This window comes from Thermobifida cellulosilytica TB100, from assembly GCF_001517975.1.
Classification (GTDB): domain Bacteria; phylum Actinomycetota; class Actinomycetes; order Streptosporangiales; family Streptosporangiaceae; genus Thermobifida; species Thermobifida cellulosilytica.
Map to the genome: position 1 here is coordinate 238,688 of NZ_KQ950181.1, position 24,033 is coordinate 262,720.

The 24,033-nt window shown below is 73.5% G+C and carries 20 protein-coding genes; 16 read left to right on the top strand and 4 right to left on the bottom strand.

Annotated features, from left to right (window positions below):
* From AC529_RS07350 to AC529_RS07415, 14 genes are all read left to right on the top strand, one after another.
* The coding region (locus AC529_RS07350; protein ID WP_232306624.1) for an AMP-binding enzyme at window positions 1–614 on the top strand (614 nt) is incomplete at its 5' end.
* Window positions 611–3,829, top strand: coding sequence for a non-ribosomal peptide synthetase (locus AC529_RS07355; RefSeq protein WP_068754970.1), 3,219 nt, complete (start codon window positions 611–613; stop codon window positions 3,827–3,829). The genes AC529_RS07350 and AC529_RS07355, both read left to right, overlap by 4 nt.
* A gap of 28 nt (window positions 3,830–3,857) precedes the next feature.
* Window positions 3,858–7,850: a non-ribosomal peptide synthetase gene (locus AC529_RS07360; protein ID WP_068754972.1), complete on the top strand. Its 3,993-nt coding sequence runs from the start codon at window positions 3,858–3,860 to the stop codon at window positions 7,848–7,850.
* 141 nt (window positions 7,851–7,991) lie between these two features.
* Window positions 7,992–8,972, top strand: coding sequence for an ABC transporter substrate-binding protein (locus AC529_RS07365; RefSeq protein ID WP_068754974.1), 981 nt, complete (start codon window positions 7,992–7,994; stop codon window positions 8,970–8,972).
* 69 nt (window positions 8,973–9,041) lie between these two features.
* A complete protein-coding gene (locus AC529_RS07370) occupies window positions 9,042–9,257 on the top strand; it encodes an MbtH family protein (RefSeq protein ID WP_068754976.1) in 216 nt (71 codons plus the stop codon).
* A 178-nt stretch (window positions 9,258–9,435) separates the two neighbouring features.
* Complete coding sequence (panD, locus tag AC529_RS07375) at window positions 9,436–9,849, top strand: aspartate 1-decarboxylase (RefSeq protein ID WP_068754978.1); 414 nt, start codon at window positions 9,436–9,438, stop codon at window positions 9,847–9,849.
* A 90-nt stretch (window positions 9,850–9,939) separates the two neighbouring features.
* Window positions 9,940–11,280 carry an enterobactin transporter EntS gene (entS, locus tag AC529_RS07380; protein ID WP_394326437.1) on the top strand — a complete coding sequence of 447 codons (1,341 nt, stop codon included), beginning with the start codon at window positions 9,940–9,942 and terminating at the stop codon, window positions 11,278–11,280.
* Between the two features lie 3 nt (window positions 11,281–11,283).
* Window positions 11,284–12,105 (top strand): siderophore-interacting protein, encoded by an 822-nt coding sequence (locus AC529_RS07385; RefSeq protein ID WP_068754982.1) that lies wholly within the window; start codon window positions 11,284–11,286, stop codon window positions 12,103–12,105.
* Window positions 12,106–12,407: 302 nt separating this feature from the next.
* On the top strand, window positions 12,408–12,650 hold the full coding sequence (locus tag AC529_RS07390) for a hypothetical protein (protein ID WP_068754985.1): 243 nt from the start codon (window positions 12,408–12,410) through the stop codon (window positions 12,648–12,650).
* 10 nt (window positions 12,651–12,660) lie between these two features.
* Window positions 12,661–13,092, top strand: coding sequence for a hypothetical protein (locus AC529_RS07395; protein WP_068754987.1), 432 nt, complete (start codon window positions 12,661–12,663; stop codon window positions 13,090–13,092).
* Between the two features lie 28 nt (window positions 13,093–13,120).
* Window positions 13,121–13,966, top strand: coding sequence for a hypothetical protein (locus AC529_RS20005; RefSeq protein WP_157080103.1), 846 nt, complete (start codon window positions 13,121–13,123; stop codon window positions 13,964–13,966).
* A 211-nt stretch (window positions 13,967–14,177) separates the two neighbouring features.
* Window positions 14,178–14,474: a hypothetical protein gene (locus tag AC529_RS07405; protein WP_068754991.1), complete on the top strand. Its 297-nt coding sequence runs from the start codon at window positions 14,178–14,180 to the stop codon at window positions 14,472–14,474.
* An 82-nt stretch (window positions 14,475–14,556) separates the two neighbouring features.
* Entirely contained in the window at window positions 14,557–14,760 is a 204-nt protein-coding gene (locus AC529_RS07410) for a hypothetical protein (RefSeq protein ID WP_068754993.1), read from the top strand.
* A 1,226-nt stretch (window positions 14,761–15,986) separates the two neighbouring features.
* Window positions 15,987–16,439 (top strand): NUDIX hydrolase, encoded by a 453-nt coding sequence (locus AC529_RS07415; RefSeq protein ID WP_083948021.1) that lies wholly within the window; start codon window positions 15,987–15,989, stop codon window positions 16,437–16,439.
* A gap of 382 nt (window positions 16,440–16,821) precedes the next feature.
* Here AC529_RS07415 and AC529_RS07420 read toward each other — a convergent pair whose 3' ends face one another.
* The 4 genes from AC529_RS07420 to AC529_RS07435 form a co-directional block, all read right to left on the bottom strand.
* Window positions 16,822–17,688, bottom strand: a complete 867-nt coding sequence (locus AC529_RS07420; RefSeq protein ID WP_068754995.1) for a (2Fe-2S)-binding protein — start codon at window positions 17,686–17,688, stop codon at window positions 16,822–16,824.
* Between the two features lie 137 nt (window positions 17,689–17,825).
* Window positions 17,826–19,004: a cupin domain-containing protein gene (locus tag AC529_RS07425; protein ID WP_068754997.1), complete on the bottom strand. Its 1,179-nt coding sequence runs from the start codon at window positions 19,002–19,004 to the stop codon at window positions 17,826–17,828.
* A gap of 189 nt (window positions 19,005–19,193) precedes the next feature.
* On the bottom strand, window positions 19,194–21,245 hold the full coding sequence (locus tag AC529_RS07430) for a prolyl oligopeptidase family serine peptidase (protein ID WP_068754998.1): 2,052 nt from the start codon (window positions 21,243–21,245) through the stop codon (window positions 19,194–19,196).
* A gap of 140 nt (window positions 21,246–21,385) precedes the next feature.
* Window positions 21,386–22,159: a 4'-phosphopantetheinyl transferase family protein gene (locus AC529_RS07435; protein ID WP_068755000.1), complete on the bottom strand. Its 774-nt coding sequence runs from the start codon at window positions 22,157–22,159 to the stop codon at window positions 21,386–21,388.
* Between the two features lie 130 nt (window positions 22,160–22,289).
* Here AC529_RS07435 and AC529_RS07440 point away from each other — a divergent pair, with 130 nt between their 5' ends.
* Together AC529_RS07440 and AC529_RS07445 are read left to right on the top strand one after the other, a co-directional pair.
* A complete protein-coding gene (locus AC529_RS07440; RefSeq protein ID WP_068755003.1) occupies window positions 22,290–23,048 on the top strand; it encodes a DeoR/GlpR family DNA-binding transcription regulator in 759 nt (252 codons plus the stop codon).
* Window positions 23,049–23,181: 133 nt separating this feature from the next.
* On the top strand, window positions 23,182–24,033 hold an 852-nt coding region (locus tag AC529_RS07445; protein ID WP_068755005.1), incomplete at its 3' end, for an MFS transporter.

Consider the following 24,033-nt stretch of genomic DNA (forward strand, 5'->3'; position numbering starts at 1 on the left):
GCGAGATCGAAACCGCACTGGCCCGCATCGACGGCGTCGCCCAGGCCGTGGTGACCGCCCGCGACGACGGCACCGGACACCAGCGGCTCGTCGGCTACGTCGTGCCCGCCGCGCAGGCCCGCCCCGACCCGGCCGCGCTGCGCGCCGCGCTGGCCCGGACCTTGCCCGCCTACCTGATCCCGTCCGCGTTCGTCCTGCTGGACGAGCTGCCGCTGACCGCCAACCGCAAGGTCGACCGCACGGCGCTGCCCGCCCCCGACCCCGCCGCGGCCGAGGAGCGGACCGGCCGCGAACCCGCCACCGCGGCCGAAGCCGCGCTGTGCGCGGCCTACGCCGAGGTGCTCGGCCGGGAACGGGTCGGCGCCGACGCCGACTTCTTCGCCCTGGGCGGCGACAGCGTCCTGACGCTGCGCCTGGTCAACGCGGCCCGCCGCGCCGGGTGGGCGATCACCGGGCGGCAGGTCTTCCGGCACCCCGTGGTCGCCGACCTCGCCGCGCTCGCCCGCCCCCTGGCCGAGGAGAAGCAGCCCGACCCGGCACCGGCGGAACCGCTGGTCTCCCTCGACGCCACCCAACTCGCCCAACTCGAATCACTGTGGAGGAGACGGCGTTGACCCAGGACAACACCGCCATCAGCGAGGTGCTCCCGCTCAGCCCGCTCCAGGAGGGGCTGCTGTTCCACCACGCCCTCACCGGAGAGGCCGGGGACGTCTACGCCGTCCAGTGCCGCATCACGCTGCACGGCCGCCTCGACCGCGACCGGCTGCGCCGGGCCGCGCAGGCACTGCTGCGCCGCTACCCCAATCTGCGCGCCGGGTTCGCCCACGAGGGCCTCGACCAGCCCGTGCAGTTCGTGCCCGCCGACGCCGAGGCCGAGTGGCGCCAGACCGGCCCGGACGGCCACGGTGTCGCGGCCACGGCGGCACGGGTCGCCGAACGCGAACTGGCACGCGGCTTCGACCTGGCCGCGCCGCCGCTGCTGCGCTTCGCACTCGTCGCCGACGACACCGAGCACGTCCTCGTGGTGACCGCCCACCACATCCTGCTGGACGGCTGGTCGCTGCCGCTGCTCGTGGACGAACTGTGCGCGCTGTACGCCGTGGACGGCGACCCGGCGGCGCTGCCGCCCGCCCCCGCCTACCGCGACCACCTGGCCTGGCTGGCCCGCCTGGACCGCACCGCCGCCGAAGCGGCGTGGCGCCGGGCGCTGGCCGGCCTGCCCGGCCCGTGCCTGGTCGCCCCCGACCGCCCCGTCGGCGCCCGGCCGCCGCGCCGCCTGGTCCGGCCGCTCGGCGCAGCACTCAGCGAACGACTGCGGCGCACCGCCCGCGCCCACCGGGTCACCCCCAACACCCTGTTCCAGGCCGCGTGGGCGGTCGCCCTGGCCGCCCGCACCGGCGGCGACGACGTGGTCTTCGGCCAGCCCGTCTCCGGGCGCAGCCCCGAGGTGGCCGGCTCCGAGTCGATGATCGGCCTGTTCACCAACACCCTGCCGGTGCGGGTGCGCCTGGAGGCGCGCGAGACCGCGGCCGCGCTGCTGCGGCGGATCCACGCCGAACAGGCCGACCTGGTCGACCACCACGCGCTGGGCCTGGCCGCCGTGCAGCGCGCCGCGGGCGCCGCCGCGCTCTTCGACACCCTGCTGGTCGTGGAGAGCTTCCCCCTGGACCGCTCCCGGCACGCCGCCGACCACGCGGGACTGCGGGTCGCCGACGTCGAGGTGCGCGACGCCACCCACTACCCGCTGGCGCTGGTGGCGCTGCCGGAGGAGGAGATCGTCCTGCGCCTCGACCACGACCCCGACCGGATCGCGGAGGAGGACGCCGCGGCCCTCCTCGACCTGGTCGTGCGGGTCCTCACCCAGCTCGCCGACACCCCCGAGCGGCCGCTGAGCGCCCTCGACCTGCTCGGAGAGCGGGAACGCGCCGCCCTCGCCGAGCACAACGCCACCGCCCGCCCGCTGTCTGCCGCCACCCTCACCGCGCTGCTCGACACCGCCGCGGCAGCCCACGCCGAGCGGACCGCCGTCGTCGCCGACGACGCCCGCCTCACCTACCGCGAACTGCACGACCGGGCCGGACGCATCGCCGCGCTGCTCGCCGCGGACGGGGTGGGCGCGGGCGACGTGGTGGCGGTGGCGCTGCCCCGCTCCGCGGACCTGGTGGCCGCCCTGCTGGGCGTGCTGCGCGCCGGCGCCGCCTACCTGCCGCTGGACCTCGACCACCCCCCGGCGCGGCTGGCCGCCATGGCCGGACGCGCCCGCGCCGCGGCCACCCTGACCTGCCGCTCGGCCCTGCCGCACCTGGGGGAGGACCTGCCCGGCACCGTGGTGCTGGACGACCCCGGCGTCCGCGCCCGCCTGGCCGGGTCGGCCCCGGCCGCGACCGCCGACGTCCACCCCGACCAGCTCGCCTACGTCATCTTCACCTCCGGCTCCACCGGCGAGCCCAAGGGCGTGGGGGTGGCCCACCGGGCCGTCGCCAACCGGTTGCAGTGGATGCAGCACGCCTACCGGCTCACCCCCGACGACCGGGTCGCGCACAAGACCCCCGTCGGATTCGACGTGTCGGTGTGGGAGCTCTTCTGGCCGCTCACCGTCGGCGCGACCATGGTCGTGGCCCGCCCCGGAGGCCACCGCGACCCCGCCTACCTCGCGGCCCTCTTCGACGAGCAGCAGGTGAGCGTCTGCCACTTCGTGCCGTCACTGCTGCGGGCCTTCCTCGACGAGCCCACCGCAGGCCGCGCCGCCTGCCTGCGCCGGGTCGTCGTCAGCGGCGAGGCGCTCGACGCCGACCTGGCCCGCGCCTTCGCCCGGACCCTGCCCGACACCTGCCTGGAGAACCTGTACGGCCCCACCGAGGCGGCCGTGGACGTCACCCACCACCCGGTGGTCGGCCCGCACGCCGGACCGGTCGGCGAGACCGTGCCCATCGGCCGCCCCGTGTGGAACACCGAACTGCACGTGCTCGACGCGGCACTGCGCCCGCTGCCCGCAGGCGCGGTCGGCGAACTCTACCTGGGCGGCGTGCAACTGGCCCGCGGCTACGTCGGCCGCCCCGACCTGACCGCCGCCCGGTTCGTCGCCAACCCCTTCGGCCCGCCCGGCTCCCGCCTCTACCGCACCGGCGACCTGGTGCGCCGCCGCCACGACGGAGCGGTCGAGTACCTGGGCCGCACCGACGACCAGGTGAAGATCAACGGGGTGCGGCTGGAACCCGGCGAGGTCGAGGCCGCGCTGCGCGCCCGCCCCGGGGTCGCCGACGCCGCCGTCGCGGTGCGCAGCGCACCCGCCGGAGGCGTCCGCCTGGTCGGCTACGTCGTCCCCGACGGCACGCCCCCCGCGGCGGCGGACCTGCGCGCCGCCCTCGCCGAGACCCTGCCCCCCGCGCTGGTGCCGGCCGTGTTCGTCCACCTGGACGCGCTGCCGCTGAGCGTCAACGGCAAACTCGACCGCGCCGCGCTGCCCGACCCCGACCCCGAGGAGCCGCAGGAGGGGCGCGCCCCGCGCACCCCCGCCGAGACGGCGCTGTGCACGGCCTTCGCCGAGGTGCTCGGCCTGGAGCGGGTCGCCGCCGACGCCGACTTCTTCGCCCTGGGCGGCGACAGCGTCTCCTCGCTGCGCCTGGTCGGCCGCCTGGTGCGCGACGGGATCGAGCTGACCGTGCGCGACGTGTTCACCCACCGCACCCCCGAACGGCTGGCCCGGGCGGCACGCCCCGCCGCGCCGCCCGAGCCCCAACCCGAGGAGCCGACGGGCGGGGAGTTCGCCGACCTCATGAGCCCCGACGAGTTCGCCGACCTCGCGCGCAACTGGCGCGAACAGGACTGACCCGACCCGCAGCCGAGGAGAGACGACCATGACCACCGCAGCCGCGGACTCCCGGGAGATCCAGGAGGTCCTCCCGCTGGCCCCCCTCCAGGAGGGGCTGCTCTACCACGCCACCGTCGACGAGTGGCAGCTCGACGTCTACACCGTCCAGAACGTCTTCACCTTCTCCCGCCGGGTGGACGCCGCCGCGCTGCGCGCCTCCGCCGACGCCCTGCTGCGCCGCCACCCCGCGCTGCGCGCCGGCATCTGGTACGAGGGCGTGGAGCGCCCCGTCCAGTTCGTGCCGCGCGAGCTGTCCGCGGCCTGGCGCGAGGTCGACCTGTCGCACCTGGACCCCGCCGAGGCGCACCGCAGCCTGGAGCGGATCCGCGTGGAGCAGCGGGAGCGCCGCTTCGACCTGACCCGCCCGCCGCTCATCCGCCACGTCCTGGCACACCTGCCCGGGGACCGCGACGTCCTCGTGCTCACCTTCCACCACATCGTCATGGACGGCTGGTCGGGGGAGCGGTACAACGCCGAGCTGATGGAGGTGTACCGCAACGGCGGCGACCCCTCCTGCCTGCCCGCGACCCGCCCCTACCGCGACTACCTGGTGTGGCTGTCCCGGCAGGACCGCGCCGCCGCCATGGAGGCGTGGCGGCGCGCCCTCGACGGCGTGACGGAGGGCACCCTGGTCGCCCCGTCCGCCGGGAGCGAGGGCACGGTCATGCCCCGCACGGTGGACGCCGTCGTCGACCCCGCCCTGCTGGACCGGGTCACCCGTCTGGCCCGCAGCAGTGGCGTCACCGTCAACACCGTGCTCATGACGGCCTGGAGCCTGGTGCTGCGCTCCCGCACCGGCGGCGACGACATCGTCTTCGGCAGCACCGTCTCCGGCCGGCCGCCCGAGATCGACGGCGTGGAGTCCATCGTCGGGGTGTTCTTCAACACCATCCCGGTACGGGTGCGCATCCGCCCCGGCGAGCCGGTCGCCGACCTGCTGCGCCGCGTCCAGGCCGAGCAGGCCGACCTGCTGCCCTACCACTACGTGGGCCTGGCCGACATCCAGCGCGAACTCGGCGGACAGCGCCTCTTCGACACCCTGTACGTGCTGCGCAACCTGCCCTACGACGACGAGGGCTACCAGCGGATCAGGCAGGCCACCGGCCTGGAGTCGGTCACCGGAGCCGACGCCACCCACTACCCGCTGACCCTGGTCGCCCAGCCCGGCGCGGACTTCCGGCTCAGCCTCGCCTACCGCAGCGACGCCGTCGCCGAACAGGAGGCCCGCGCCCTGTTCGACCGGTTCCTGCGGCTGCTGGAGCAGATCACGGCGGCACCGCAGCGGCCGGTGGCCGCACTGGAGACGCTGTCCGACGCCGAGCGCGCGGAGCTGGCGGCCGCGCACGGCGACACCGGGCGCGCCCTGCCCGGGCAGAGCCTGGTGGAGCTGTTCGAGGAGTCGGCGCGCACCTGGCCGGACCGCACCGCGCTGGTGGCCCGCGACGCGACGCTGACCTTCGCCGAGCTCAACGCCCGCGCCAACCGGCTGGCCCGCCTGCTGCTGGCGCGCGGCGTGGGCCCGGAGACGCCGGTGGCGATCGCGCTGCACCGCTCCAGCGACTGGGTGGTGACCCTGTTCGCGGTGTTCAAGGCGGGCGCCGCCTACGTGCCGCTGGACCTGGAGCACCCGGCCGGGCGGCTGCGGACGGTGCTGGAGGACGCCGCGCCCGCGCTCACCGTCACCAGCACGGCCGCGCGCGACCGGCTGCCCGAGGGCGGGCCGCCGCTGCTGGTCCTCGACGACCCCGGCACGCGCGCCGACCTCGACCGCATGGCCGACACCGACCCCGGCGACACCGACCGGCCCGCCCCCGTGCGCGGCGACCACCTCGCCTACACCATCTTCACCTCCGGCTCCACCGGCCGCCCCAAGGGCGTGCAGGTCCCCGCCCGCGGGCTGGTGAACATGCTGGTCAACCACCGCGAGACGATCTTCGGGCCGGTGGTGGCGCAGTTGGGCGGCCGGGTGCTGCGCGTCGCGCACACCGTGTCGTTCTCCTTCGACATGTCGTGGGAGGAGCTGCTGTGGCTGGTCGACGGCCACGAGGTGCACCTGCTCGACGAGGAGCTGCGCCGCGACTCCGACCGGCTGGTCGACTACTGCCGCCGCCACGCGATCGACGTGGTCAACGTGACCCCCTCCTACTGCGGCCAACTGGTCGAGGACGGCCTGCTCGACCCGGACGGGCACCGGCCCGCCCTGGTGCTGCTGGGCGGCGAGGCGGTCAGCGACACCGTGTGGCGGGCGCTGCGCGACGCCGACGGCGTGCTCGGCTACAACCTGTACGGGCCCACCGAGTACACCATCAACACCCTCGGCGGCGGCACCGGCGACAGCGAGACCCCCACCGTGGGCGGCCCCATCGCCAACACCCGGGTCCACGTGCTGGACTCGGGGCTGCGCCCGGTGCCGCCCGGCACCCCGGGCGAGCTGTACGTGTCGGGGGTGGGACTGGCCCGCGGGTACGCCGGGCGGCCCGACCTGACCGCCGAGCGGTTCGTCGCCGACCCGTTCGGCCCGCCGGGGGCGCGCATGTACCGCACCGGCGACCTGGTGCGCTGGGACGCCCACGGCCGCATCGACTACCTGGGGCGCGTCGACGACCAGGTCAAGATCCGCGGCGTGCGCGTGGAGCCCGCCGAGGTCGTCGCCGCGATCGAGGAGCACCCGCAGGTCGCCCAGGCCGCGGTGGTGGTCCGCGAGGACCCGCCCGGCCGCAGGCAACTGGTCGGCTACCTGGTGCCCGCCGCGGGCGCGCAGGTCGACCCGGCGGCGCTGCGCCGCGCCCTGGCGGACGTGCTGCCCGCCGCGATGGTCCCCGCCCACCTGGTGGTGCTGGAGCGGCTGCCGCTGACCGTCAACGGCAAGCTGGACCGCGCCGCGCTGCCCGCGCCCGCCGTGGCCGAGCGGCAGGGCAGACAGCCCCGCGACGACACCGACCGCGCGCTGTGCGCGCACTTCGCCGAGGTCCTCGGCGTCGAGCGGGTCGGCATCGACGACGACTTCTACGAACTGGGCGGCCACTCGCTGCTGGCGATGCGGCTGGCCGGGCGCCTCCGCAAGCACCTGGGGGTGCGCGTGGGCGCGGGAGCCCTGCTGGCCGCGCCGACCGTGGCGCGGCTGCGCGAGTACCTGGAGACCGAGCGCCGAGACGACCTGCTGGCCACCGTGCTGCGGCTGCGCGAGGGCGGGCGCAGGCCCCCGGTGTTCTGCTTCCACCCGGCCAGCGGGTTCTCCTGGTCCTACGCCGCGCTGGCGCCGTTCCTGGACCGGGAGCGTCCGCTGGTGGGCGTCCAGTTCCCCGGACTGCGCGGGGAGGAGGTGCCCGACACCATGGAGGAGCTGGTCGAGCTGTACGCCCGCCACGTGCGCCGGGTGCAGCCCAGCGGCCCCTACCACCTGGTGGGCTGGTCGTTCGGCGGGCAGGTCGCGCACGCCCTGGCCACCCGGTTGCAGGCCGAGGGGGAGCGGGTGCCGTTCCTGGCGCTGCTGGACACCTACCCCACCGACGCGCCGGAGGTGCGCGCGGCCGGGGGAGTGCCCGACGAGAAGGAGGCCGAGCAGGAGGCGCTGGAGTTCCTGCTGTCCAGTTCCCAGCGGGAGCTGCCGAGCTGGCTGGAGCGGCCCTACCGGCGCGACCAGGTGGTGGAGTTCCTGCGCGACAGCGACGGCGTGTGGGCCGAGTTCGACGAGGCCACCATCGACCGGGTGGTGCGGGCCCGCGTGTACACGATGGAGGTCATGTACCGGACGCGCTACCGCGTCTACGACGGCGACCTGCACTTCTTCACCGCCGCGGCGGACCGCGACCCCGCCGGCGGGATCAGCGCGCGGCTGTGGCGCAGGTACGTCACCGGCGAGGTGGTCGACCACGAGGTCGACTGCGGGCACAACGACCTGACCGGCCCGGCGGCGCTGTCGGTGGTCGGGCCGCTGCTGGAGGAGGCGCTGCGGCGCGCCGAGGGGAGGCCCGCGTGAAACCCAGAAAAGTCACGATCCGGACACGCTTCGCGAAAACGCACCGGGAGTCCCACCAGAATCCCTAAAGTACTTAGGTAAGCCTTTCCTAACTTAAAGTTCCGGTTGTGGAGACCGGACCCGAGACAGAAAGCGGTCGCAGTGGAGCAGCAGACATCCCCCCGCAACGGACTCGCCCTCGGCGCGGGCGTCCTCGCCCTGGCCCTCACCCTGACCGCCTGCGGCGGAGGGCAGACCGAGGAGGCCGACAGCGCCCCGGCCGGCAAGACCGTCACCGTGGAGACCGACTACGGCCCCGTCGAGGTCCCCGCCGACCCCCAGCGCATCGTCGCCCTGGAGTTCGGCACCGAGGCCGTGCTGGAGGCCGGCGTCGAACCGGTCGGCGTGATCGAGCCGGCCGCCACCCTCTACACCGCCGAGGAGCTCGAGAAGCTCTCCGACTACCCGGTGGTCCAGTCGGCCGGCCTGGAGATCAACCTGGAGGCCGTCGCCGAGGCCGAGCCCGACCTGATCATCGGCGGCGTGCGCGTGGAGAGCCACGACGAGTACGCCGCCACCCACGAGGACCTCCAGCAGATCGCCCCCACCGTCTTCTACGACTTCGACGGCGCCGGAGCCGGACTGCGCGACATGACCCTCAAACTGTCGCAGGCCATCGGCGACGGCGAGCGCGCCGAAGCCGAACAGGAGCGCTTCACCACCCGCATCGAGGAGATCCGCACCACCTACGCCGACCAGTTGGCCGACACCACCTTCGCGGTCGTCTTCGGCGTCGACGGCGAGTTCGCCGTGGTCAACACCAACGCCTGGGGCGGCGAGATCCTCGACACGCTCGGCGCCGAGCAGACCAGCGCCCAGGAGGCCGCGGGCGAGAACTTCGCCGCCTTCTACTCCTACGAGGAGATCGACAAGCTCAACGACGCCGACGTCGTCTTCTACGAGACCGACGCCCAGGGGAACCCCGACCCGTTCACCGAGGAGCTGCTCAAGCAGGAGCTGTGGCAGCGCCTGCCCGCCGTCGAGGCCGACCGGGCCCACCCGCTGCGCTACAGCGCCGCCCGCACCTACGCCCAGGCCAACACCGTCCTCGACCAGATCGAAGAGGTCCTCAAGACCCTGTGACCCCTCCGCGCCCGCCGGGACTCCCGGCGGGCGCCGGTCCCGCCTGTGCCGACGAAAGGAACAAAACCCGTGGCGAATCCGTTCGACGACGAGGAAGGCGTGTTCCTCGTTCTGGTCAACGACGAGGACCAGCACTCCCTGTGGCCCGAGTTCGCCGAGGTCCCGCAGGGGTGGCGCACCGTGTTCGGGCCCGCCTCCCGCGCCGAGGCCCTGGACTACGTCAACACCCACTGGACCGACCTGCGTCCGCGCAGCCTCCGCGAGGCCATGCAGGCCCACGACTGAGGACGCCCGGAACCGGTTCGCGATCGTTGACCGGGCGCGCGGCCCGGTGCCGCGCGCTACATCGGGAGCCCGCCACGGGCACCCCGGTGAGGCGCCCTCTACCCTGGGGCGTCGAACAGGGAAGCACGGGAGAGGACTCCCGTCCCGGACAACCCGGACGACCGCGAGGAGGTCCACGGTGCTGCGCACCATGCTCAACGGCAAGATCCACCGCGCCACGGTCACGCAGGCGGATCTGCACTACGTCGGCTCGATCACCATCGACGCCGACCTGATGGACGCGGCCGACCTGGTCGACGGCGAACAGGTCCACGTGGTGGACATCACCAACGGCAACCGCCTGGTCACCTACGTGCTGACCGGGGAACGCGGCAGCGGCGTCATCGGCATCAACGGAGCCGCCGCACGCCTGGTCTCCCCCGGCGACCTGGTCATCATCATCTCCTACACCCAGCTCACCGAGGCCGAGCGCGCCACCCACCGCCCCAAGGTGGTGCACGTGGACGCCAACAACCGCATCGTCGCCCTCGGCGACGACCTGACCGAGCCGGTCCCCGGCAGCGACCAGAAGTCGGGGGCGTTCCTCGGCTGAAGAACCCACGGCGCGGCCCGGTGATGTTAAGGTGTGCCTTGCCTAAGTTGACGACCCGTGGGGTTGCCGTCACCGATCCGTGAGGACGCCGTGAAGCTCGCCCGACTGATGATCGACACCACCCCGCTGCGCATCAGCCGGGAGTTCCGGATCGTCTTCACCGCCAGGATCGTCTCGGTCTTCGGACTCGGGTTCGCCGCCGTCGCCCTGCCCACCCAGGTCTACGAGCTCACCGGCTCGTCCCTGCTCGTCGCCACGGTCCACACCGCCAACGCCGTCTCCGTGCTGTGCGGCACCCTCGTCGGCGGCGTGCTGGCCGACCGAGGCGACCGGCGCCGCCTCATCGTCGTGGGCCGCGCCTCGGCCGTGGCGGGCTACACCGCGCTCGCCGCCAACAGCGTCCTGCCCGAACAGCCGCTGCTGTGGGTCGTCTACGCAGCAGCCGTGTTCATCGGCTTCCTCGGCTCCTTCAGCGCGGTGGCACTCCAGGCGGCGGCCCCCGGGTTCGTCCCCCGCGACAAGCTCCCCGCGGCCGGGGCGCTGCTCGCGCTCAACGGCGAACTCGGGGCGGTCCTGGCCCCCGCCCTGGGCGGCGTGCTCATCGCCACCGCCGGAATGGGCGGCAACTACGCGCTCACCGCGCTGCTGTCACTGGTCACCACGGTCCTGGTGTGGCGGCTGCCGCGCCTGGAGCCTGACACCGACCAGCGCGGCGAACCGGTACTGCGCGCCGTCGCCGCCGGAGCCCGCTTCGCCACCCGCCACCGCGTCGTGGGCCCGCTGCTGCTCCTCGGCTTCGCGCAACTGCTCTTCGCCGCCCCCCACGTGCTCATCAACGAGTTCACCGACACCGTCCTGGGCGGCGGCCCCGCCACGGTCGGCCTCCTCTACACCGCCCCGGCGCTGGGCGCCCTGGCAGGCTCCCTCACCAGCGGCTGGACCGGCCGCGTCCGCCGCGCCGGGGCAGCACTGCTCGGCTCCGTCGCCGTGTGCGGCGCGGCGGTGCTCGGCCTCGGCCTCAGCCCCGCCTTCCCCCTGGCCTTCGCCTTCCTGGTGCTGCTGGGCTACGGCCAGGTCAGCGAGGAGATCCTCCGCTACGCCCTGCTGCAGTCGCACACCCCCGCCGCGCTGCGCGGCCGGGTCAACAGCGTCTGGACCGCCCAGGCCACCGTCGGCGACTCCGCGGGCGCCCTCACCCTGGGTGCGCTGGCCCCCCTGCTGGGCGTGGCCTTTGCCATCGCGGCGGGCGGCGTCCTGACCCTCCTGTCCGTCGCGGCGCTCGCCCTGGCCTTCCCCGGGCTGCGCGCCGCCCGGGTGCTCACCGACAGCACCCCCGACGACGGCGCCCAAGAGCGCCGCACCACCGCCACCTCGGGCGCGGGCCGACCGGACCCGCGCCCGTCACCGACCACAACCGACCACGAGGAGTAGCCCATGACCGCCGCGGTGAGCGAGCGCACGGTCCAGATGTACCCGCTGAAGCCGCGGGTGCTGGAAGCCGTCAACGTCGAGCGGATCACCCCGCGCATGGTCCGCGTCGACTTCGGCGGACCCGACATCGCCGGTCTGCGCAGCGACAACTTCGCCGACCACGTCAAGCTGTGGTTCCCCAACCCCGACACCGGGGAGCACGTGCTTCCCGTCGTCGAGAACGACCGCTGCCTCAACTTCCGCGCGCCCGGCGTCATCTACCGCGACTACACGGTGCGCCGCTTCGACGCCGAGGCCGGACTGCTCACCATCGACTTCGTCGCCCACGACCACGGCCCCGGCGGACGGTGGGCGTCCTCGGCCAAGCCCGGCGACCGCCTCGGTGTCCTCGGCCCGCGCGGCACCGTCTACTACCCGGACTACTCCCACCACGTGCTGCTCGCCGACGAGACCGCGCTGCCCGCCGCCGCCCGCCGCATCGAGGAGCTGCCGCGCGACGCCTCGGTCACCGCGTTCTTCGAGGTCGCCGACGCCGACGAGGAACAGGAACTGGACGCGCCCCGCGGAGCCCGGATCACCTGGCTGCACCGCAACGGCGCCGCGCCCGGCACCACCGACCTGCTACTGCGCGCCCTGGAGAAGACGGAACTGCCCGACAAGGACGTGTTCGTCTGGGTCGGCGGCGAGGCCGACGCCCTCAAGCCGATCCGCCGCCTGCTCAAGGAGCGCGGCCTGGTACGCGGCCGCGACTTCGAGGTCGACGGCTACTGGCGGCGCGGCGTGTCCAACCTCGACCACCACGCCGCCGACGAGGACGACGAGTAGCGGCACAACCGGGCAGGCCCGGCCGCGGACCCGGCGACGGGGGCGGGAAACCGCCCCCGTCGCGCGTTTCCGGTGTGAGGCCGCCGCAGCGCCCCGAAGGCGGCGGGGACCGCCCCGGCCCGCTGACCTCGATATCCCGACCGGTCCGAGGAGCTGCGGAGGTGCACTGCTGCGCCAGTCCCGAGCAGGTGTCGGGACCGCAGACCCCACCGTCCGAGAGTCCCCCCACAGCAACGCCCGCACCTACCGAAAGGCCCCCGTGCCCAGACGCAGACCCCACTACTTCGTGCGCACCGGACCCCATGCACCTGGTACACCGTCGCCTTCCTGCTCTGGACGGCGGCCTGGACCAGCCCCGTGCTCATCCAGGTGCTGATGATCAGCCTCTGGACCTCAGGGTCTTCCCCTCCGCCGAGACGGAGAACACGCTCGGACAGAACGTCTTCCTGGTCCTGGTCGCCGCCTCCGTCCTGGTCGCGGTCGTCACCCGGATCCTGCGCGGGCGGGCCGAGCGCGCCCCGGCCCCGGCACCGGAGCAGAACTGAGAGGGCCGCCATGGACGAGGGGCAGAGAATCGCGGAAGAGTACGACAGAAGACGACTGGACCAGGCCAACCGGGCCTGGGAGGAGGAGCGCAGGAAGGAGGACGACGCCTTCTACGCCACCTGCCTCCTCTACGTCGTGCTCCCCCTGGTCACCCTGGTCCTCGCGGTCGTCGGCTTCTTCTACCTGTCGAGCCGACTGGGCAAGGTCGGCCAGTGGATCGCCGAGGAGACCCCGCTGGCCCCGCTCTTCCCCGGCCCCGGCGCCAGCCTGCCCCGCCTCCTGCTCACCACCGCCACCCTGGTGCTCGTCGGCCCCGGCGGCGCACTGCTGGCGGCCAGGGCCGTCCACGGCACCGCCCTCGGCTGGCTGCGCCTGCTGCTGCTCCCCGCCGCGGTGGTGCTCCTCCCCGTCGTGTGCCTGCCCGTCGCCGCCGCCCTGTGACCCCTCGCCCCTTCGGAAAGCTGACCCCATGAGCACCACGGAACCGACACCCTCCCGCGGCCCCGCCCTCGTGGGCCAGGTGGACTGGACGGCCCCGCCCCTGCGCGCCGCGCTTCCGGCCTTCGCGGGAGCGCTACTGCTGGCCCTTGCCGGACTCGCGCTGCCCTGGGTGAGCGGCCCCCACGCGGACCGCGTCATCGAAGCCGGCTCACACGCCGGACGCGAGGGCGGGATCGGCGTGCTGCTGGCCCTCTACGCCCTCCTCGCCGCCCTCGTCGCGGCGGCGGTCCTGCTCACCGGACGGGCCCGCCCCGCAGAACGCCCCATCCTGATCGTCGGCGGGCTGCTCGCCCTCGCCTGGTCGGTGCTGGAGACCAGCGAGGTGGGAGCCTACGCCTACCGCGCCGGTGTCTCCGGCGGCCCGTCGATCGGCGGATACGTGGCGGGCATCGGCGCGGTCCTGGTCACCGCAGCAGGGTTCCTCGCCCCGCGCGACCGCAGAGCCGACCACAGCAACCAGGAGAACCTGGCACTGCGCTGGGCTAGGCGCGGACGCCTGCTGCCCCGGCGGAGAATGCCCCGGGGGACACCCTGCGGTGGCGCCTGCACCTGGCCGAGATCCTCGCGGTACTGGGACGGTTCCCCCACGCCGAGGCGGCGATCGCCGACTCGCTCGCCGAGGGACAGCAGGTCCTCGCCGCGGACTCCGAGCAGTGGCACGCCAACCGGGTCGGCGCCGCCTCGATCACGGGCATCTACGACCCGCAGCGCGCCCTCGGCAGCCTTGAACAGCTCCACCAGGAGGCCCTGGCCCGCTGGGGAGCGGCAAGCCCCCGAGTCGCGGACGTCGAGAAGGCGCGCGCCTCCGTGCTGAGAGACGCCGGCACCGAAGGCTGACCGCCCCGACCACGGCGAACGCGGCCGCCACCCCGGCAGCACAGGGAAACGGACCTCCGGCGGTATGAAGGAAAGTGACCGCTTTGGGCACGTTTTTCGACGGTGGTCTTTCCTCCGGACGCCGCGCGTGTGACGCTTGACTGGGGCGGGTTCCCGCCCCAGTGGAGCGTGTGAAGGGAAGCCTCCGGTTGGGCAAGCGTGCTGGGACGGGCCGCGCGGAAGGCGAGTTCTACGATCCCGACCGCCGTGACGTGGCCGCGCACATCGAGTGGCAGAAGCAGGGGGCCTGGGTGGTGATCTGGGGTCCCTACACCCGCCGCTACTGGGCGTTCGGGTGCTGGCCGCTACCCGAGGGCGGCCAGGTGGTCTCTGCACCCGACCCCGACGGGCTCTACACCGAGATGCGCCGCGTCGAACGCGAGAGCAAGTACCTGAAGTGGCGTTATGGCCGCCGCAGGAGAACCGGCCCCGACCCCGCGTCCTGACATCCGTCCGGTCGGCGGCCGCGCCCCGGGAGCGTCCAAGAGCAGGGGAAGGAACCCTGCACCCCCGTGAACGGAGCGAACCGTGTCCGACGCCTACTGGAGACGCGGAGAAGAAGAGCGGCTGGAAGAGAGGAGCAGGGAGGAGTCGGTCTTCTTCCGGTTGTTCGGCTGCCTCCTGCTGCTCTGCTTCCTGACGTTCCTCGGCTACCGGGGATACCAGCTCGTGGTCCAGGGCTGGGGGCTCCTCACCGGAGAGCTCGACAAGATCACCATCGTCCTGGGCTGAAGGCCCGGCAAGGCCGCGGGCCGGCGGGGCGTGCGGTGCTGCCGGGCCACGGCCTGCCGCGCCGGTCGTGGCGGTGCGAAGAGCACCCTCCTTTCGGGACACTGAATATTCCACGGCGCGAATATTCGCGAAATTCGTTGACCCTTTCGGACCATCCCCGCGTGCGCGGGGAGCACCATACGAGCCGCTGTGGAGGCTTCTCGTACGAGGGAGCATCCCCGCGTGCGCGGGGAGCACCCTTCACTACCTGGGACTTTACCAGCAGTCCGGGAGATTTTCATTCACCTGCAAAAGCCTGGGGAAAACACACCCAACCGCCAGGAACACGCAACACCCTTGGCTCGGTTGCTTGGCTTCTCCAAACCAAGGCTCGCCCGGAACCGACCGGAAGCACCTTCCCAGCCGCCACGACCACGACCCCGCCAATCCCTGACCACAGCACAAGCAGGCGCTTCCTGCCACGGCTCTCGCAATGGAGAACCGCCCCCATCAGCCCTGACCAGGCCACGGAGCTGAGACACCGCTTCACCCTCTCCCATGGTCCTAGGGGCAAAACAAGCATCTGTTTTATCCCTAGGACCATGATCCAAGGTCATGCCGGTGATCGTTCGTGGAGTTTCGACAGGGAAAGGGCTTTCGACCGGTTCCGCAGCCCAGCAAGTGTCTCGGACAGCAGGCAGGGCACGAGCAGCCATCCCGAGGCTGCGGGTCGTTTTTCGACGGTTGGAGGTGTTCCACAGGTTCTCCAGAGTGGATGAGAAGCGCCCAGGCCGCTGGTAAAGTCCCAGGTAGTGAAGGGTGATCCTCGTCCACGCCGGGATGGTCCGCGATCGCCTTTTGGGTGAGGTCGGTGCGGGTGTGGAGCAGTCGTGGGATCCGTGTGTCGACAGACCGGCCTCTAGTGACATCCTGTGAGCAGGCCCGGCGGACCCTGGTTTTCAGCGACACGCCGAGGTCTGGTGCACGACCGGAGGTTCGCTGAAAAAAGCCGCCGGAACCGGCACCCGGGGTGGGGTGTGACCAGCGACTTTACTCTCGGGTCCTCATCGCCCCTACGAGGGGCAGCAACCGGTGCGGGGTGCACGAGCTGATCAGGTGGGTGCCCGTCCTCATCGCCCCTACGAGGGGCAGCAACATGACGTCGGGGCCGGGCACGTACATCCCGGCCTCGTTCTCATCGCCCCTACGAGGGGCAGTACAGTCAGCCGTTCCAGGTGAGGCCAGTCATGCCCGAGCGCTACCGCAGCATTGTCGACGTCCACGTGATCCTGCAGCGGGGCGGCAAGATCCTGCTGCTGGAGCGGCGGGGCACCGGGTACTGCGACGGCATGTTGCACCTGCCCTCCGGGCACCTGGAGGAGGGCGAGGCGCTCCACCACGGCGCGGCCCGCGAGGCACGGGAAGAGGTCGGCGTCACCGTCGACCCCGACACCCTGGCCCTGGCCGCGGTCGTCCACCACCGCCAGCGCCCCGACCTGGCCCGCATCGGCGTGTTCTTCACCACCCGCACCTGGCAGGGCGAGCCCCGCAACGCAGAGCCGCACAAGTGCGGCAGGCTCGTGTGGGCCGATCCCCGCCTGCTGCCCCGCAACACCATCGACTACCCCGCCCAGGGCATCCGCACCTGGCTCGCCGGCACCGGATACACCCCCCACCACTGGCCCGCCACCACCGGCTGATCCACCGGCCGAGCGGTGTACCCGCTGGCTGTCGATGCCTCAGCCCGTGTCCGCAACCCGTTCTGGCAGGCCGGGGAGGTCTGCGACGAAGCGCAGGTGCGACCTGCTCGCTTTCCTCCGGGAAGGCAGCGACGGTTCCGGAGGACAGAGACAAGGGCTGTGCCTTGCCGCTGGCGCTGCCCGCGGGACGGGGGTGCGGTGGCCGTCGAGCCGTGTGATGGCGACGGCAATCTGACCCGTGACGCCCGCTGCCGGATGCCCGTGCAATCAGGCCACCCGCACCGGAACGCCGTGCCCGACCGGACCGGGACGGCCCCGGCGGGGGAGTCTGCCCCCGGGGCCGGGTGAGCACTCCCGTCGGCCCCGGAGGCAAGATCGGGGGTCAGGGGGCCAGGGCCGGGTTGCGCAGCCACTCCTGTAGCTCGTTGCGGCGCTCGTCGTCGCACTTGTGCGGGCAGGTGGTGCAGTAGCCGTGCTCGGGGTCGCCCTTGTAGTCGAAGCAGCAGGTCCCGCGCACCGCCCAGGTGCCGCGCGGGTGGTCGGCGTGGAACGGGAACAGGCGGGGCCGGCAGCGGGTGACCGCGCCGGCCGCGGTCATGGCGTCGGCGAGGCGGTCGGCGTGCTCCCAGGCGGCGCGGGCGTCGCGGCCCAGGTAGCGGGCCGGGTTGAGCATGTAGAAGTGGGTGGTGTCCACGATCCACCCCCACAGGGTGCGCCTGCCCACGCGGGTGTGGGCACACAGGGCGTCCACGACCGGGGTGAACGCGGCCACCATGGCTTTTGCGGCGGCGCGGGTCACCTCGTCGGCGTCGGGGAGCGCGACCGCGTCGGGGTGGGCGGCGAAGGCGTCGTCGGCGGTGACCGCCACCTTCGCCTCGGTGACCATCGGGGTGCCGACGGTGTGGTCGGCGCGCACCGGGAACCACAGGTGGCCCGCGTCGAGCAGGGGGGCGCGGCCGGTCAGGTACAGGCCCGCCGCCACCAGGAAGATCGGCTCGCGCAGCAGGGCGCGCAGGAAGTGCGTGGCCGCGGGCAGCCGGTGGCCCGGCCGGGTGGCCGCGACGTAGCCGTCGTAGACCGGTTCCAGCGCTCCCCTGGCGGCCAGCAGGTCGGCGCGGCACCACTGCTCCACGTCGCCCTGGTCCGCTGCCCGGGTCAGCGCCGGGGTGCGCAGGTCGGGCAGCGGGGCGAACTTGAGGGGCGCGCAGGCGTCAACCACCGTCGCGAGCGGATGACGCTGCTGTGCCATGTGAGGGAGCCCTTCTGCGTAGCGCAAACAGGACCGGCGCGACGGGTCGCGCGCGGTGGGAACGCAGAACTGAGGCTAGCCTAAATTAACTTGGGATGGCAATTCTGGCGTACTGGTATTTTCCCAGGTCAAATGGGTTACTTGAGTAATACCAGGTGGTGTCGGACCAGAGTGCGCGCCAGTGCGGCGGCTGTGTCCACCGGGACTCCTGCGCGTTCGGCGAGTTCGGCCACGGTCAGCGTGCGCGCCTTGACCAGCACTTCCAGCAGCGGCTGGGCCGTCTTCGGGAACGCGTAGCGGCGGCCCGCGACGGTCAGCGCGACCTTCTCGCTCTCCTCGCGCAGCGCCGAGGGCAGGATCGGCGTGAACTCCATCACGGTGTCGGGTCCCGGGGTGGAGCCGTCGACCGCCCACGGCAGGGAGAAGGACTGGCGGCGCGGGAAGCGGGAGTCGCGGTCGGCGAGGAAGTCGTCGATGCCGTGCTGCTCGGCCAGGTCCAGGAGGTGGCGCAGCAGCTCGTGCTGGTGCTTGCGCCGCTCCTCGGGCGAGGCGAACCGGGGCAGGTCGGTGCGGGCGAACTCCACCTCGTGCAGCCGGTCCACCAGCCAGCGCGCCCAGTCCACGCCGGTGGCCCGGGTGAACCCGAAGGTCAGGTGCATGCTCACGTCGCCGGTGCCGGTGACCGTGTGCCACCAGCCGCGCGGCACGTGCAGGATCTCGCCGGGGCGCACCACGCCCTCCCACACCGTGCCCTCCGGGGGCCGGTGGGAGTGGTCGGTGTCCTCCTTCATCGGGTAGGGCCGGGTGCCCTGGCCGTGCACCTGCCAGTGCTTGGTTCCGGCCACCTGCACGATGAACGTGTCGTGGTCGTCCCAGTGGGTGTTGAAGCCGTGCGAGTCGCCCCAGATCAGGTACAGGTTGACCTGCACGCGCTCGTGGACCAGCCGCATCAGGTCGTCGGCGGCGGCGCGGATCGGCGGGTGCAGCCGGTCGATGCCGTCCAGCACCAGGCTCGCGCCGTTGCGCAACTGTTCGTAGAGCGCCTCGGGGCGCACCAGGCGGCGCGCCACCCCTGACGCCTCGACCGGTTCGGTGTAGTCGTTGAGGGGCACCGGTCTGCCCGCGCGGTGCAGCCGCAGCCGGGGCGGTTCCAACTGGTGGGTGCTGAGCAGGTCGCTGAGCGCCTGGAAGGTCAGCAGCGGCGCCACGGTCTGCGCGCCCACGTCGGCGCGGACGAAGTCCTCCGACAGCCGGGAGCGCAGCAGGTCCTCGCCCACGGCGTCGAGCAGCGTCTCGGTGAACAGGCGGTCGGTCATCCAGAGCCTTTCCGGGTGCGGCGGTACCGGGTGAGGGCCGCCGGGACCCGCGGGCCCCGGCGGCGCGGATCAGATGAAGTCGGAGCTGCCGTCGGTGCCGTCACTGTCGCCACCAGCGGTGACGTCACGCGACGTGACCTCCGGCAGGTCCTCGATCTCGATGTCGAACAGGTTGTCGTCCATGCGTCTTCACCTCCTCCCTGCTGTCGGAGCCGTGCCCGCCGAGGGCTGGCGGGTCGGGGACAGCCCCGTCTGTGCGGCCGCGAACGCGTGCGCGTCGGCCGCGAGTCCGATGGCGCGGGTGACCGCGCGCGGCCCGTGCCCCACGCCGCGCTCGTAGCGCAGCAGGACCGGGCGCGGGCCGACGGCCCGTTCCAGCAGGGCCGCGCACATCTTGCGGGGGTGCGCGGCGTCGGTGCGGGTGTCACCGTCGAACCCGGTGAGCAGCACCGCCGGGTAGCGGGTGGGCGGGTTGCGCAGCACCCGGTGGTAGGGGGAGTAGTCGAGCAGGGCCGCGAAGTCGTCGGGGTCGGTGACCGTGCCGAACTCGCGCGTCCACATCGCGCCCAGGCCCAGCCGCTGGAAGCGGACCATGTCGGCCAGCGGCGCCGAGGCGATCACCGCGGCGCACAGGTCGGGGCGCAGGGCGACGGCGGCCAGCACCAGCAGTCCGCCGGTGGAACCGCCCGACAGGCACAGTTCGTCGCGGGTGCACTCGCCGGCGGAGACGAGGAAGTCCGCGGCGGCCACCAGGTCGCGGACGGCGCGCACCTTGTGCCGTCCGGCGCCGGCCAGGTGCCATTCGCGGCCGAGGTCGCCGCCGCCGCGCACGTGCGCCACGGCGTAGCGGCCGCCCGCGCGCAGCCAGGCCAGCACGGTGGCGGAGAACCCGAACTGGCGGGGGCGGCCGAACCCGCCGTAGGCGTGCAGGATGGTGGGGCCGGGCGGGGTGCCGGGGACGGCGAAGACGGTGACGGGCACGTGCACGCCGTCGAAGGAGACGCACGCCAGGGTGCGGCGTTCGACCTCGGTGCGCGGCGGGGGCGGTCCGGTGTCGGGCCAGGGGCGGGGGGTGCGGCCGGGGCGGAGTTCGAACACCGTCAGCAGGGTGGCCACGTCGGCGTAGCAGAAGTGCACGGTGCCGTCGGCCTCCGCGCTGACCCGGGTGACCATGCCCTCCCCGGGGAGCGGGACCGCGCGGTCGACGCCGGTGGCGGGGGAGTGGACGCGCAGTTCGCTGACGCCGAGGCGGGTGCGGGCGTAGACCACCTCGGCGGCTGCTGCGTCGCCCGCCACGGCGAAGCCGTCGAGGGTGGCCTCGGGGTCCTCGGGCACCACTTCGCGCCACTGCTCGGGAGCGGGGGCGGCGGGGTCGGCCGCGCAGATACGGCGCAGCGGCGCGCCGTGGGTGGTGCGCAGGTACAGCAGTCCGTCGGGGCCGACGTCGGCTTCCGACTCGATGTCGCGGCCCACGTGCACCGGACGCAGGGCGGGGGCGTCGGGCGGGCTGTGGGCCAGGTCGGCCAGCCACAGGTCGTTGCTGTGGCCGGTGCCGTGGCTCTCGGTGACCAGCAGCCAGCGGTCGCGGCGCAGCAGCACCCCGGGGACGGTGCGCGGGGAGCGGCAGGGGTGGACCAGGGTGTCGGGGCCGCCGCCGACGCGGTGCAGCCACACGCCGCGCCGCCCGTCGGAGTCGTCGCGGCGCACGAAGTAGAAGGCGGGGCCGTGGCGGGCGGGCAGCCAGGCCACGTGGGCGTAGCGCACGCCGGTGACGGGGGATTCCACGGGCCGGGCGGTGGCGGTGGACAGCACCCGCAGGGCTCCGCGCTCCACGCCGCCGCGGGAGGTCTGCACCGCCACCAGGGTCCCGTCGGGACTGGGCTCCCAGGCGTCGAGCGTGGTGGTGCCGTCGGGGTCGTGGGCGGCGGGGTCGAACAGCACGCGCTCGCGGCCCGAAGGGTCGACGACGACGAGGCGGGGGTGCTCGTCGCCGCCGTCGCGGCGGGTGGCGAACAGCAGGCCGCCGCGGCGCAGCGGGGGCGACCACTGGGTGGGGGAGACCAGGTGGCGGATGTCGGCGGCCAGGGCGTCGCGCAGCGGCCAGGTGGCGGCCGCGGCCTGGAACTCGGCGTCCCGTTGGGCGATCCATTCGGTGCTGCGCGGGGAGTCGCCTCGCTCCAGCCAGCGGTAGGGGTCGGGGACCGTGTCCGGAGAAGGGAGGAGCCGCGGGTTGCTGAGCACGCTTTGAAATACATCAACGCGGCCGAAAGCGGGTCAAGCCAGGAACGGCTTACCCGACCAGCACAGGAATGTGGCCGCGGCGGTACGTTTGGAGCGGCGGCCTCCGTGCTGGCCTGCGGCTCTGTCGGCGGGCGGGCGGTTCAGCGCGCGGCCTCGGACAGGCCGGTGCCGGACACGCACGCGCGCTGCGGCGCCCCCAGGAGGGGGGCTGCGTCGTGGACCGCCACCGTCACCGGGGAGGGGGCCAGCACCGCCAGTGCGGCGCGGTAGCCGTCGCCGGCGTCCAGGTCGACCAACTGCACCCGGTCGGGGGCGGCCGGGCCGCGCCACTCCAGCACGGCCGGGTCCGCGTGCGGCCCGCTGACCTCGACCGAGGTCAGGCCGCCGGCCAGGCCCTGCCCGGTGGCCTTGAGCAGCGCCTCCTTGCGCGCCCAGTAGGTGAAGAAGCCCGCGGGCCGCTCGGCGGGGGCGAGGGCGTCGAGCGCGGCGCGCTCCCGGTCGGTCAGCGTGTAGGAGACCAGTCCGTCCAGGTCGCGGTCGGCGACGCGCTCCACGTCCAGTCCCACGGGCAGGCCGCGGCTGAGCGCCACGCCGACCCGCTCGCCGGAGTGGGTGACGGAGACCTCCCAGCCCTCGGCGGGACCCGCCGGGTGGGGCTTGCCGTGCGGTTCGGGCCGGTCGCAGTGGCCGCAGCGGAGGAGGAAGGACACCTCGCGCGGGTGGCACCCGGCGGCGCGGGCGCACAGCAGGCGGGCCAGGGCGCGGCCGACGGCGTAGCGGTCCCGGTCGGCGGGCAGGCGGAAGCGGGCGTGGCGCGCCCGTTCGGCCTCGTCCAGCAGGTCGAGCAGGGCCGGGGAGGCCAGCGCCGGGGCGGCCCACCAGACGTCGCAGCGGGCGGCGGACAGGGAGGACACCTCTCCATTGTGGCCCACGCGACGGAACCGAACCGCACTGTGCCCCGTATCACTCAACCCTGTTGATAGTTCACACACTAGAAGGCCTAAAAAACGAGCGAACGAACATCTTCTGTGTTTGAATTGAGTCATGGACAGCGCCGAACGGATGGACGTCATCGTGGCCCGGCTGCGAGCCGAGGGCGAGGTGAGTGTCGCCGCACTCGCCGAGCTCACCGGGCACTCGGAGATGACCATCCGGCGCGACCTGGACCACCTGGCCGACAAGGGCGTGCTGCGACGGGTGCACGGAGGCGCGGTCAGCCTCCTGCCGCGCGGGCAGGAGCCGCCCTACGCCATCCGGGAGCGCATGGCCGTCGACGCGAAGAAGCGCATCGGCCGAGCAGTCGGCGAACTCGTCAGCGACGGCCAGGCGGTCCTGCTGGACCGGGGCACCACCGTCGTGGAGGCGGCCCGTGTCCTCGCCGAGCGGCACATCACCGTCATGCCGCTGTCTCTACAGGCGGCCGCGGTGCTCAGCGAGGGCAATACGGCCCGGCTGCTCATGCCCGGGGGAGAGGTGCGCCCGGGGGAACTGGCCATGACCGGCCCGCTGACCGAGGCCTCCCTGGCCGCGGTCCGCTTCGACACCGCCGTCCTGAGCTGTTGCGGGCTGTCGCTGAGCGACGGGGTCACCGCCTACGACCTCGCCGACGTCGCCATCAAACGGGCCGCCATGCGGTCGGCACGGCAGGTCGTGCTGGTGGCCGACTCCACCAAGATCGGCCAGGTGACCATGGGCCACGTCGGCCCCGTCAGCGACTTCGACGTCCTGGTCACCGACACCGACGCCTCTGACGACAGCGTCGCCGAGATCCGGGCCGCCGGAGTGGTGGTCCACCGCGTCTGACCGGTCCCGGCCCCCAACAGGGGCCGTCGGTCTCCGCAGCGGCGGTCCCCGAGCCGCCGCTCCCAGTCCCGCCTCGGGCTGCCCAACCTCCGCAGTCCGAGACCGTCCCTACTGTCCTACGGATTGGTGAGCCGTGCCTGAGAACCAGCACGAATCCCGTCTCCCCGTTCCCTCCGACCCCGCCCAGCCGCGGGCCGCTCGGCTGCGCCGGGCCCGCGCCGCCGTGCTCGCCTACTTCTTCGTCGCGGGCATGGTCATCGCCGTCTGGGCGTCCCGCATCCCCGAGGTCAAGCAGCGCGCCGGACTCAACGACGGCGAGCTGAGCGTGGCCCTGCTGGGCCTGGCCGTCGGCTCGCTGGCCGCCATGCAGGTCGCCGGGCGCATGGTGGACCGCTACGGCAGCTCCTCCGTCATGCTGCCCGCCGCCCTGCTCGCCTCCCTGGCCCTCATCGGGCCCGGGTTCGCCAACTCGCTGCCCTACCTGTTCACCGCGCTGGCCGCGGTCGGCCTCGGCAGCGGACTGCTCGGCGTGCCGATGAACGTGCACGCCGCCCGGGTGGAGCGGCGCTACGGGCGCCCCATCATGGCGTCGTTCCACGCCGCCTTCTCCATCGGCGGCTTCGTCGGCTCGGCACTGGGCGGGGCCACCGCCTACCTGGGCGTGAGCGCACCGCTCACCTTCATCGCCGTGGCGCTGGCCATGGCCGCGCTGGCCGTGGCCGCGCGCAACTGGCTGCTGCGCGGCCCCGACACGGTCTCCGCGACCGCGACCCCCGCCCACACGGGCGTCCGGCGCGGGATCCCGCTGCGGATCGTCCTGTTCGGCGCGGCGGCGTTCTGCTGCATGCTCGCCGAGGGCTCGGTCGCCGACTGGGCCGCGGTCTACCTGCACGACGCGCGGGAGGCGTCCGGAGCGGTGGCCGCGCTGGGCTTCTCCGCCTTCTCCGCGCTCATGGCGGCGGGCCGCCTGGTCGGCGACCGGCTC

What these genes read in the sequence shown, in the direction of transcription:
- AC529_RS07385 (WP_068754982.1), top strand. Translation starts at nt 11,284, where the DNA reads ATGACCGCCGCGGTGAGCGAGCGCACGGTCCAGATGTACCCGCTGAAG.
- AC529_RS07415 (WP_083948021.1), top strand. Translation starts at nt 15,987, where the DNA reads ATGCCCGAGCGCTACCGCAGCATTGTCGACGTCCACGTGATCCTGCAG.
- AC529_RS07390 (WP_068754985.1), top strand. Translation starts at nt 12,408, where the DNA reads ATGCACCTGGTACACCGTCGCCTTCCTGCTCTGGACGGCGGCCTGGAC.
- AC529_RS07395 (WP_068754987.1), top strand. Translation starts at nt 12,661, where the DNA reads ATGGACGAGGGGCAGAGAATCGCGGAAGAGTACGACAGAAGACGACTG.
- AC529_RS07420 (WP_068754995.1), bottom strand. Translation starts at nt 17,688, where the DNA reads ATGGCACAGCAGCGTCATCCGCTCGCGACGGTGGTTGACGCCTGCGCG.
- AC529_RS07425 (WP_068754997.1), bottom strand. Translation starts at nt 19,004, where the DNA reads ATGACCGACCGCCTGTTCACCGAGACGCTGCTCGACGCCGTGGGCGAG.
- AC529_RS07360 (WP_068754972.1), top strand. Translation starts at nt 3,858, where the DNA reads ATGACCACCGCAGCCGCGGACTCCCGGGAGATCCAGGAGGTCCTCCCG.
- AC529_RS07440 (WP_068755003.1), top strand. Translation starts at nt 22,290, where the DNA reads ATGGACAGCGCCGAACGGATGGACGTCATCGTGGCCCGGCTGCGAGCC.
- AC529_RS20005 (WP_157080103.1), top strand. Translation starts at nt 13,121, where the DNA reads ATGAGCACCACGGAACCGACACCCTCCCGCGGCCCCGCCCTCGTGGGC.